Below are 11733 nucleotides of genomic sequence, written 5' to 3' on the forward strand. Positions count from 1 at the left end.
GGGAGCATCGCCCAAAATCTTGATGGAAGCGAAAAGGCACCGCCTCCGTAAGAGACAGTGCCGATCCCGTATAAATTCAGATTTGCGATGAATGGGCATGATGATTGCAAAATTTCATGATTCTGCTGCAGATTAATTCAAATATTTCATCGGGTTTTGAATGGAGCCGTTTTTATGGATTTCAAAATGCAAATGGGTGCCGGTCGAATGGCCGGTGCTGCCCATGATGCCGATTGGGTCCCCTTGGTCCACGCGCGCCCCGGCATGCGTCGAAATGCTTCTCAGATGCCCGTACAGCGTTTCATATCCGTTGCCGTGGCTGATGATGATCGCATTGCCGTAACCGCTGATCTGCCCGGTAAACGTGACGGTGCCGTCGTCGGCCGCTTTGATGGTCCGGTTGCCCGACACGATGTCGATGCCTTTGTGCATCCGGCCCCAGCGCGTACCGTAAGAGCTGGAGATGTTGGCGCCGCTGACCGGCCAGGCGAAACGTCCCGAACCCTTCCCGGGAACCTTCGTTCCTTGAAGCACGACTTCCGTGAGCGAAGGCTTGATGACCGTCTGTCCGACCCACTGCTCATCCACGACTTTGCCGTTTTGCTTCGTCACGACGTAGTTCATGACTTTGAGCCCTTCCTGGCCGGGACGGACGACCTTGCTTTTGCCTGCCGGAAGGTCTTTGGACTTGCGGATTTCGATGTCCGGCGCCGTTGCCACCTGTTCGGATACCTTTTCCACCGTCGTGACGGTCAAAGGCGGCTTCGGCACGGTCAGCTTCAGCTGATCGCCGATCTGCATGTATTTTTCCTTCACCTGAGGGTTGTTCGCAAAAATCTCCTTTTGGGTTACGTGAAACTCTTTGGCGATCGAGCTGATCGTGTCGCCTTCCTGCACCGTATACACGAGCGGAGCTTCCTGGCCCGTCGTCAGCATCTTGGCCGCTTCCTCCGCCGTCAGTATTTTATTCGGATCGGTCTGCACAGGGGCCGAAGTCACCTTCTCCTCGATCCGTACCGATTTGACCGCCGGTTGGGCGGCGGTTTTCTGTGGCAGCGCCTTTCCGCTTGCGGCCAGCTTTTTCGCCGTTGCCCCGCCAGCGCCCGAAGCCGCCGTTTGCGGCGCAAATTTCAGCTTGACCCGTTCCAACGCGGCATTCACCGTTGCCTGGTCTTTTACGATGCCGACCACCTTGCCGTTCACCTTCAGCTCCACGCCTTCCGCATAAGCTTTCAGTTTCCCGCTCAGCTTGTCCATCGTTTCCCGGGTGTTCGGTTCGGCCTTAAAGCCTTTCTCCAGCTTCGTCGTAATGCCCTCGGTATGCAGCTTCATCGCCACATCCGGATATTTATTCTGATATTCCTGCCGTTTCTGGCTGTATAGTTGTTCGAGCCGTGCCGGATCGTCAATCGTTCCGATTTCTTCCCCATGTATGTAGACATGATAGTAAGGGACCGTTTGGGCATCGACGTACTGGTTTCCGGCAAACACAAGGCCGGCTATGACAACCGCCGCTCCTGCCGTTCCCGCGATCCACTTTCGGGCAGCGCTCCACCGCTGCCGCTTCGGCTCTGCAGGGCTAGAATGGTCTATGTCTTGTTCTGCGTGCCCGGAAGCCTGCACCGTCGATGTAGCCTCTACCTGCGTCTCTTCCGCGTGGCGAAAATCTTTAGAACCTTTCATTGTACTCTCCCTTATGCTTTGCGTATCGGTGGCCTAATCGATATTTATCGACAAAAAGGTTAAAATTTTGACACCTTTCTACGCCCTCGTATACTTTAACATAAGCTCGGTTAACAATTCAACTTTACGCAATTAGCAAAAAAACCCGCTGGATAGCGGGCTTGCGGGTTATGCTATTCTCCGGCAAGGAAAAAGTCGGTAACAAAAAAATAACCTTTTTGACCGGATTACGGTTCCAACATCCGTTTCAGGGAATCGTACTCCTCCGCGCTTAAATATCGGGTGATCGACGCTTCAATCGTTTTTAGCTCGTCTTCGGACAATCCGTCCTCCATCGCGCTGGAAATTTTCTGAAGTTCCGCCGGGGGCAGCTTCGTGATCAGCATGTTGAAGATTTGTTCCTTCTCGCTGCCGGTAAGCTCCCGTTTCGTTTGAGCGGCATCCGTACTGCCCGCCTGCCCTTCCGAAGGTGTCGTCGCGCTTCCCGTCCCCGAATCCCCGGATACATCTCCCCCCATGACCGGGAATGCATGGTCGGGCGCCTCTCGGTTTTCCGCTGCGCCTCCGGCGCCGGCATCGCCACCCGTGCCGGATTGGCCCGGTTCGGACGGCCCGCTGCCGGAAGCGCCGTTTTCCGAAGTGCCGCTGTTCGAAAGGTCGCCCGATGTGCCGCCGCCGCTATCACCACCGCTTAACATATTGCTTGAGCCACTTTCTCCCGAGCCGGAATTACCGCTCATATCGCTGGATGCCGCAGCACCGCTGCCGGATGAATCCGTGCCGCTTCCGGATCCCGATGAAGAATCACTGGCGTCGGAAGATGCTTTGGAATCCGTTTTTTCCGGCGTCTTGGCCGCTTTCTCCTGCTCCCCTTCCTTATCCTCGCTGTTTCCGCTCTTAAAGCCGAGCAAACCTTTCACCATGCTTCCAAAACCAAAGGACTGGCCCTCCAGCGTAATGTTAAAACTGGACAGCAGCGATTGCACGTAGCTGTTTACGATCAGTCCGGTCGTCATGATAGTCAGGCCGCTGATCAAAAGCACCGTAAGCACCGTTTTGAGCAGCCACCGCGTCAATTTCATGCAAGTCTTCCTCCTTTATGCGCCTTCCTAGGATGATTGCAGATATAGAAAGATAAACATCAATCTATGACGAAAAATTTGCAAAATCCTGTTACTAGAAGTATTGACGGGTTACCGCTACTTTTAATCCATTCGGGCAAGAAAAAAGCCCGCTTACCGGGGTTTTCCGGCAAGCGGGCTTATCTGACAGAGGCGGCAGGGAAGAGGCGGCGGTACAGAATCGGTCCTTACAAGCGACAACGATCGGAAGAACGATCCGGTACCGCGGCGCACTGCTCGCCGCTCAATTAATAGATTGGCAGAACTTGATTCGTCTGGCTGCGGTTGCGTCCCACGGAGAAGATGGCGATCGGGATGCCTGTCAGCTCGGATACGCGATTGACGTAATTGCGCGTCGTTTCCGGCAGATCCTCGAGCGTTTTCGCCTCGGAGATGTCTTCGTGCCAGCCCGGCATTTCTTCGTATACCGCCTCGCATTCCGCAAGCATTTTCAGGCTTGCAGGGTAATGCGTGATGATTTCGCCGCGGTATTTGTATCCGGTGCAGATTTTAACGGTATCGAGCCCCGTCAATACGTCCAGCGAGTTCAAAGACAAGCCGGTCAAACCGCTGACGCGGCGGGCATGGCGCACCACGACGCTGTCGAACCAGCCGACCCGGCGCGGGCGTCCGGTGACGGTGCCGTATTCATGTCCTTTTTCGCGGATGAAATCGCCGATTTCATTGTTCAGTTCCGTCGGGAACGGGCCGTCGCCTACACGGGTTGTATAGGATTTGGCTACCCCGATGACTTGGTTGATGCGCGAAGGACCTACGCCGGAGCCGATGCAGACGCCGCCGGCCGACGGGTTCGAAGAAGTGACATATGGATATGTCCCTTGGTCGATATCGAGCATGACGCCTTGCGCGCCTTCGAACAGCACTTTGCGGTTTTCGTCGATCGCATCGTTCAGCACGACCGATGTGTCGGTCACGTATTTGCGGATGAATTCCGCATATTCCAGATACTGCTTCAGCACTTCTTCCACGTCAAGCGGTTCGCCGCCGTAAACCTGCTGAATGATTTGGTTTTTCTCCTTCATCAGATGGCGCAGCTTGGTCTCGAATTCCTCAGCGTCCATCAAATCGGCGATCCGGATGCCGTTGCGCGCCGCTTTATCCATATAGCAAGGGCCGATCCCTTTGCGTGTCGTTCCGATCTTGTTCGGGCCTTTACGGTCCTCTTCCAATCCGTCCAATACCAGATGGTACGGCATAATGACATGCGCGCGGTCGCTAATGACCAGATTATCGGTCGTAAAACCGTTATCGTGAATGTAATTGATCTCTTCAATAAGTGCAGCCGGATTAATAACCATCCCGTTTCCGATGACGCAGATCTTGTCGGAATAAAATACGCCGGATGGAATCAAGCTCAGCTTATATTTTTTACCGTCAATCAGAATGGTATGTCCGGCATTGTTGCCGCCCTGATACCGGGCTACTACATCGGCGCTTTCCGCGAGAAAGTCCGTGATTTTGCCTTTGCCTTCGTCTCCCCATTGTGTTCCCACAACGACTACTGTTGACATTTTCATTCCCCCGCTTGGTGCAAAAAGCGCACCTCATTTTAATAATTCCTATGAATTTTGCACGAAAAATGGAATCTCTATGCATATTCTTAAGTAAGTTTAACTGCACAAGGCAGCATTATCAGTGTAACAGTCCCCATTTTTAAAGTCAAATAAAAAGCGAACAATCGCACATAGGTATGAGCGATTGTTCGGAAATGGAAATATATTTATCGATAAGTTCGGGAGATTGCATGCGGCCCGTGTTCCAGATATAGGAACTTTGGTTTCTATGCCGCCAGCGCTACATGGCGAATGGCTCCGCATGGTTCCGCTCGTAATTGACGAATTTGTTGAAGTTTTTCATAAAGACCAGCTCCACCGTGCCGACGGGGCCGTTACGCTGCTTGGCGATAATGATCTCGATAATGTTCTTCTTTTCCGTTTCCTGATTGTAGTAATCGTCACGGTAAAGGAAAGCAACGATATCGGCATCCTGTTCGATCGAACCGGATTCCCGAAGGTCGGACATCATCGGACGTTTATCCTGGCGCTGCTCGACGCCCCGGCTCAGCTGGGACAGGGCGATGACCGGCACCATCAGCTCACGGGCGATTTGCTTCAGGGTACGGGAAATTTCCGATACCTCCTGCTGCCGGTTTTCGCCGGGTTTGCCGCGTCCTTGAATGAGCTGCAGGTAATCGATGACGATCATGCCGAGGCCTTTTTCCTTCTTCAGCCGGCGGCATTTCGAGCGAATGTCAGCTACCGTAATGCCGGGTGTATCGTCGATATAAATTTCGGCTTCGGCCAGCGAGGCGATCCCCATCGTCAGCTTGGCCCAATCCTCGTCGGTTTTGAAATCGCCCGTACGCATCAGGTTGGCATCCAGGTTCGCCTCGGCGCAAATCATACGGTTGACCAGCTGCGGTGCGGACATCTCCAGGCTGAATATCGCTACGGTTTCTTTGGCCCGTACGGCAACGTTCTGGGCGATGTTCAGGGCAAACGCCGTTTTCCCGACGGAAGGACGGGCCGCCACGATGATAAGGTCTGACCTCTGGAAACCGTTCGTCATTTTGTCCAAATCGACAAAGCCGGTCGGAATGCCGGTTGTGCTGCCGCCTTGCTGATTCAGAACCTCCACGCGGTCGAACACTTCCATCAGCACGTCGCGGATCGCAACGAAGCCGCTGCCTGTCCGACGGTTGGAAATTTCGAGAATCCGGCGCTCCGCGTCGCTGAGCATGCCGGAAACGTCTTCGCCGCCGCTGTAGCCTTCGCTGACGATTTGCGTCGCGGTCCGGATCAAACGGCGCAGCATCGATTTCTCTTCGATAATCTGCGCATAATACTCCACGTTGGCCGCCGTCGGTACGGCATGGGCAAGCTTGGCCAAATAGCTGACGCCGCCCACATCCTCCAGCTGCCCCTTATCCTGAAGCCGTGAAGTCAGTGTAACCAAATCGATTGGCTGATTCTCTTCTCCGAGCTGGATCATCGCTTCATAAATCAGCTGATGTGACGCGTCGTAGAAATCCTCCGGCTGCACCCGCTCCATCGCGGTGATCATCGCTTCGCTCTGCAGCAGAATGGCCCCTAGAACCGCCTGCTCCGCCTCCAGATTCTGCGGGGGAACCCGGTCGAAAAAGAGCTCTCCGCCCATCTTATTCCTCCGTAACCTGAACCTTCAGCGTCACTTTCACTTCAGGGTGCAGCTTGACGGTCATCTGCGTAACGCCCAGGTGGCGGATCGGTTCTTCGAGTTCGATTTTCCGTTTATCGATTTTAATGCCTTGGGCGGCAAGCGCCTCGGCGATTTGCTTGCTCGTAATGGCGCCGAACAGGCGGCCGCCTTCGCCGGCTTTGGCTTTCAGCTGCACCGTCATCTCTTCGAGCTTTTTGCCAAGCTCCTGCGCATCGATTTTTTCCTGCTCCTTGCGTCTTTGCTCGGCGGCATTTTGGTTTTCGAGCGTCTTCATATTGCCATCCGTCGCCAGGCGCGCCAATCCGCGCGGCAGCAGGAAATTGCTTGCGTATCCCTCGGATACTTCCTTGATTTGACCTTTTTTACCTTGACCTTTTACGTCTTGCAGAAAAATGACTTTCATTCGAACAACCCCTCTTTCTCCTCGATTTGCGAAAGAACCTCAAGCAGCTTCTGTTCGGCTTCCTCCACGGTACCCTTCAGTTGGACGGCTGCATTCGTCAAATGGCCGCCGCCGCCAAGCCTTTCCATGACGACCTGGACGTTCATCCGGCCCAGCGAACGCGCGCTGATGCTGATCAAGCCGTCAGGCCGTTCGCTGATGACGAACGATGCAACCACGTCCGTCATATTAAGCAGCGTGTCGGCCGCCTGGGCGATGAGCAATTGCGGAATGACGGTCCCGGGTTCGGTCACCGCAAGAGCGATATGATCATATACCATTTTAGCATGCTTGATGACTTCTGACTTTGCCAGATATTCCTGTAAATCCTGTTTCAGCATCCGCTGAATCTGAATCGTGTCCGCGCCGCTGCGGCGCAGGAACCCTGCCGCCTCGAACGTGCGCGATCCGGTGTGAAGCGCAAAATGCTTCGTGTCCACCGTAATGCCGGCGAGCAGCATCGTCGCTTCCATCGGGGTGAGCTGGACTTTTTCGTGAATGTACTGAAGCAGTTCGGTCACGAGCTCCGACGCCGAAGAAGCATACGGTTCCATGTACACCAGCACCGCATCGTTGATGAACTCCTCGCCGCGGCGGTGATGGTCGACGACGACGACCCGGCTTGCGTTCTGCACGAGCTTCGGCTCCATCGTCATGGAAGCTTTATGGGTATCCACGATGACGAGCAAGCTATGCGGTCCCAGCAGGGCGAGCGCCTGCTCCGGCGAAATGAAACGCTCGAACAGTTTCTCGTCCTTTTGAACCTGATCCATCATCCGGTCGATGGACGGGTTTCTTCCCGGCAGCACGATGTACGCCTCGACATTGTACATTTGGGCCGCCTTGAGCACGCCGATGGAAGCGCCGATGACGTCCATATCCGGCATTTTGTGGCCCATAATAAGGACCTTGTCGCTTTCCTGCATCAAATCGCGCAGCGCATGCGCGATGACCCGGGCCCGTACCCGGGTGCGTTTCTCGACGGCATTCGATTTGCCGCCATAGAAGGACAGACGCTGCCCCGCTTTGACCGCCGCCTGGTCGCCGCCGCGTCCCAGCGCCATGTCCAGCGAGGACTGCGCCAGCTCCCCAAGCTCGGTGATGCTTTCCGAGCCGAAGCCCAGCCCGATGGAAAGCGTCATCGGCACCTTCAGCTCGGCGGTCATTTCCCTTACTTCGTCCAAAATGACAAAGCGGCTTTTTTCCAGCTCCTGCAGCGACTGGTAATTGAGCATCATCAAATACCGGTCCGATGACAGCCGCCGCAAGTACACGCCGTATTGTCTCGCCCATTCCGTAATCTCCGCGGTGACCTTCGCGATCAATGTGGTCCGCTGCTGATCATCCATCCCTTGTGCGGCTTCATCGAGATTATCCATCATAATGATGCCGAGCGCCAGCTTTTCGGCTTCGTATTTTTCACGCAAAGCCACCATTTCGGTGATGTCGTACAAATAAATCAGGCGCTCTTCCAGGTTCAGCATCAGATGGAAATGGGACTCCCCGATTTTGATTTCGGTGTGAATCTGCTTCGACCCGTCTTTGCTACCTTCCCGGTGCCCGTCTTTATGCCCTTCCTTTTTTTCGTTTAACACGGATGTGAGCGACGGGAACAGTTCCTGGAGCGACATGCCGACAAGCGTTTTTTGGCCGAATATTTTGCATACGTAGCGGTTATTCCATTCGACCGCCTTGTCCTCGCCGTAAAGCACGATCCCGAACGGCAAGGCGCTGATCGCTTCGCCTTCCACCCTTTTGACGCGGAAGGACAAGCCGTTGATATATTCCAACAGGTTTTTCCTATAACGCATTTCCGCTTTCAGCAACAGGTAGCATAACGCCGCCACAAGTATGAGGCTTATGATTCCAAGCGGCCAATTGTACCGGGTCACGATAATGACCAAAAGCAGCATCAGCATAAACGCCCAGACGGTATAATAGCCGTGCCAGCGCTGTTGTAGAAATTTAGGCATGACTCCCACCCTAACGTTTTGATTTAGTCATAAATTGACGCAGCGGAAATGCCAAATCCAAAATCCCGATAATCCGCATCGGCGGAAAGAGAAGGATCGGAATCGTCATGAGAAGCGGCACGATCGGATGCCATTTTCTCGAATGCCCGAGATAATAGAAAAAACCGATGGCTTGGATCATGAAACAAATATGAAGCAGCGGCACCAGATTCGCTGAAATCATCGTCAGAAACGGACTGTCCCCGCGGCGGGCGAATACTTCAATGATGACTCCGATCAAATAATACCAGATCAAGGACCGCGGCAGCATCCATTCCCGCGCAGGCTTCAGCTTGGGAACATGGAATGCCGTGCTTTCAATGATCGGACGCGCCAGCGAATGCGTAATGACAGCCATCATAAAGGAGCTGACGATCATGGCAAACGGAATCATTTGCATCGTCGCATTGCTCAGCATCTGCATCTGCTCGGGAGTCCACGTCATGTCGTTGACGAGCGGATTGTTCCCGCCGACATCTTTCAGCGGGGACATCGTCATTTTTACAATGTCATGCACGTAGCTGGATAAATCGAAATTCAAAAAAACGGTGCCGATCAGCAGCAATACCAGCATTTCGGCCAAAATCGTCCCGGCTCCGCTCATCAACGTACGCAGCGCGGGCATTTTTTTCTTGTAAGCCCACCCCATGACAAGCGCCGGAATGGCGAAATAGACGGCCAAAAGCAAATTTACCGGATGAATGATAAAAGCGATCAGCCAAACCGGGAGTACATGAAGCAGAAATGATCTAGTACTTAACGTTGCAAAAAGAATCGTGGCGGGCAAGATGAGGAAAAACACCGTCACGATCGATAAAGGAGAAAGCAAGGAAAGCAGCAGAAGCAAATAAACGACGCTCCATACTACCGATGTCCAGCGCATTTTCAATGTCTTCACCTCTTACGCATATGTTCTTCGAGCGCGGAAATATCCTGATACCAGTCCTCTAGCTGGTGGCCTTCCTGTTTATGTTTCTTTAATTTATCGATCAACAAATCATCCAGGTCCTTGTAAGACATACCTAGCCTGCGGGCCAATATGTAAGAGCTCATAATCAAACTTGCGAGACTGTCGCCAACCCGGGTTGTGCTGCCTTCCCACAATGCCTTGAACAGCCTCGATACATGGTCCACTACTTCGGTTTTCAGCCATTCGATCACCTTGGCGCGTTTGGCTACATCCAAATCCTTAGGCATATTCTGAAGCTCACACTCCCTGAAAAAGCTTTATTCTCCATTATAGCATAAAAGAGTACCGCTCACGAAAACCGGTTCCCCAGCCTCTTGCTGCCCGGAAACTGCGTCAAACAACCAGGTTATGTCTTCTGATATTATTGGAAAAACGTCTATCGACATAATTCCCTAACCTTCCGATATTGTCAAAAAGACCTGCTCAATCGTCTTCCTGAAAAGCAGGTCTTTTTCTCATTCTATGCCTTTTGGCTCTTAGGTAATCGCAGCTTTTGCAAAATTCAAATTTGAAGCCGGCCATAAAACACAATCATGATGCCCTAAAAACGGAACTTATACCGCATTGGTCGATTCTTTGGACACAAACCGTTCGCAATATTCGATGATCTGGCTTCTGCGGACGATCCCGATAAAACGGTTCATGTCGTCCACGACCGGCACGAAGTTTTGCACTTTGGCCAGATTGATCAAATCCTCCATGTTGGCGTCGATCGACACCGGCTTATTGTTCATTTTGAGCGGCACGTCCTTCAGCAAAAACTTGGACGCATTCTCGAAATTGATTTTTCCGCCCGAGTTTTTCATATGCCATAGCAGGTCGCCCTCGGTTACCGTCCCTGCGTAGATTCCGTCCTTACCCAGGATCGGCACCGCGGTGTACCTGTGGTATTCCATTTTTTCGAGCGTCTGCCTCAGCGTCGAGTCCGTCGTCACGGTCACGACTTCCTGTTTAGGCAGCAGAAAAAAAGCGATGTTCATGTCGGTTATCCTCCTCTACCCTTCTTCCGGCTCCCCTCGTCTTCATACGGTTTTAACCCTGCGATTGTTTCAGGAGGACACAAAATCAGCAGCCGCACCTGTGGCTGCCGATCTTATAAACAGTGGGTAAAAGTCCGTCTGCCGCATCTTATTTTGCGAGAGATCGCCGCGAAGCGGTGGTTCTCATTTTGCTGCGTCTTCTTCCGTATCGTTCGGCAGCATCAGCTGATCGGTAGGCGTGTCGGGATTCTCCCAGTTGTCAATGAGCGCCTTCGCTTTCTCCACGTCTTTCCGAATCGGCTTGTCGTAATAAATCCCGTCGATTTTCATGCCTTCGCCCATAATCGTATAGCTGGTAATCTGGGCCTCCGAACCGGTCAAAATTTGTTTGGCCAGATCGATAATGAACTTGGGCTGCATATCCGTCTGGAAGTTGTCGCCCATAATGTCGAGCAGCTCGGGAATTTTGGAGATCTGATTGAGATGCAGCATCCGGTTCGCCACCGCATCCAAAAATACCTGCTGCCGCTTCGTACGGTTAAAATCGCTATCCTCCCGGTAGCGCACGTAATTCAAAGCTTCCTCGCCGTCATAAATGGGCTTGTTGGCTTTAACGGTGAATTTCTCATGATCGCGGCCTTTGTTCACGATATCCTTCTGAATCGGCAGCTCAACCCCGCCAAGCGCGTTGACGGCATCCTTTAATCCTTGGAAATTGATCGTAGCATAATAGTCCACATCGTGATTGAGGAACGCCTCGACGGTATCCTTCGACATCTGCTGTCCGCCGAATGCGTAGGCATGCGTGATCTTATCCTTTTTCCCCTTGCCGATAATCTCCGTGTAGGTATCCCTTGGAATGGAAATCAGCAGCACTTTGGAGTCTTTTGGGCGCACAACGGCATAAATCAGCGTATCGGAACGCGCAGGTTCGTCTTTACGCTGGTCGGAGCCAAGGAGCAGAACCGAAAAAGGCTTGTTCTGATAAACCACCGGTTCGGCGGGTTTGGTCGGCCCATTGTCTTTGGACTCCAGCGGCTGATACGCTTTTTGAAGCGAGCTCTCCACCCGTTTCGAAAGAAACATGTCAAATGCCATAACCGCCAGCTGCTTGCGGAAAACGTAAGAGCTTCCTGCAACCAGAAGAACGATTACGGCGATGGATATATATATTTTTGTTCTCTTTTTCATTCAATGATTCCTTCTTCGATTAGAATAAAAGCGCTAACTCAAGCAAAAACGGGAACCTTTCGCCTCCTTTCCTTATATAAACGGATCCCTGTTTCTTGACGCGTTTAATCAAAAG

10 protein-coding genes are annotated in these 11733 nt (G+C 52.8%); all 10 read right to left on the reverse strand.

The window, feature by feature from the left end:
• Positions 1–132: 132 nt before the first annotated feature.
• Positions 133–1683, reverse strand: a complete 1551-nt coding sequence (locus tag GQY55_RS16850; RefSeq protein WP_160043032.1) for a peptidoglycan DD-metalloendopeptidase family protein — start codon at positions 1681–1683, stop codon at positions 133–135.
• A 227-nt stretch (positions 1684–1910) separates the two neighbouring features.
• Positions 1911–2765, reverse strand: coding sequence for a hypothetical protein (locus GQY55_RS16855; protein WP_160043033.1), 855 nt, complete (start codon positions 2763–2765; stop codon positions 1911–1913).
• Positions 2766–3052: 287 nt separating this feature from the next.
• Positions 3053–4336, reverse strand: a complete 1284-nt coding sequence (locus GQY55_RS16860; RefSeq protein WP_160043034.1) for an adenylosuccinate synthase — start codon at positions 4334–4336, stop codon at positions 3053–3055.
• Between the two features lie 283 nt (positions 4337–4619).
• Positions 4620–5981 carry a replicative DNA helicase gene (gene dnaB / locus GQY55_RS16865; RefSeq protein WP_160043035.1) on the reverse strand — a complete coding sequence of 454 codons (1362 nt, stop codon included), beginning with the start codon at positions 5979–5981 and terminating at the stop codon, positions 4620–4622.
• A 1-nt stretch (position 5982) separates the two neighbouring features.
• The gene (rplI, locus tag GQY55_RS16870) at positions 5983–6426 is read right to left on the reverse strand and encodes a 50S ribosomal protein L9 (protein WP_160043036.1); all 444 of its coding nucleotides are present in this window, start codon (positions 6424–6426) and stop codon (positions 5983–5985) included.
• Positions 6423–8438 (reverse strand): DHH family phosphoesterase, encoded by a 2016-nt coding sequence (locus tag GQY55_RS16875; protein ID WP_160043037.1) that lies wholly within the window; start codon positions 8436–8438, stop codon positions 6423–6425. Before GQY55_RS16875 ends, rplI begins: the two co-directional genes overlap by 4 nt.
• 10 nt (positions 8439–8448) lie before the next feature.
• Positions 8449–9360, reverse strand: a complete 912-nt coding sequence (locus GQY55_RS16880) for a DUF2232 domain-containing protein (protein ID WP_236575676.1) — start codon at positions 9358–9360, stop codon at positions 8449–8451.
• 11 nt (positions 9361–9371) lie between these two features.
• Positions 9372–9674: a MazG-like family protein gene (locus GQY55_RS16885; RefSeq protein WP_160043039.1), complete on the reverse strand. Its 303-nt coding sequence runs from the start codon at positions 9672–9674 to the stop codon at positions 9372–9374.
• Positions 9675–10001: 327 nt separating this feature from the next.
• On the reverse strand, positions 10002–10427 hold the full coding sequence (locus GQY55_RS16890) for a CBS domain-containing protein (protein ID WP_160043040.1): 426 nt from the start codon (positions 10425–10427) through the stop codon (positions 10002–10004).
• A gap of 183 nt (positions 10428–10610) precedes the next feature.
• The gene (locus GQY55_RS16895) at positions 10611–11618 is read right to left on the reverse strand and encodes an LCP family protein (protein WP_160043041.1); all 1008 of its coding nucleotides are present in this window, start codon (positions 11616–11618) and stop codon (positions 10611–10613) included.
• Between the last annotated feature and the right edge of the window lie 115 nt (positions 11619–11733).

The sequence above is a fragment of the Paenibacillus sp. USDA918EY genome (assembly GCF_009870825.1).
Classification (GTDB): Bacteria; Bacillota; Bacilli; order Paenibacillales; family Paenibacillaceae; genus Paenibacillus_AQ; species Paenibacillus_AQ albilobatus.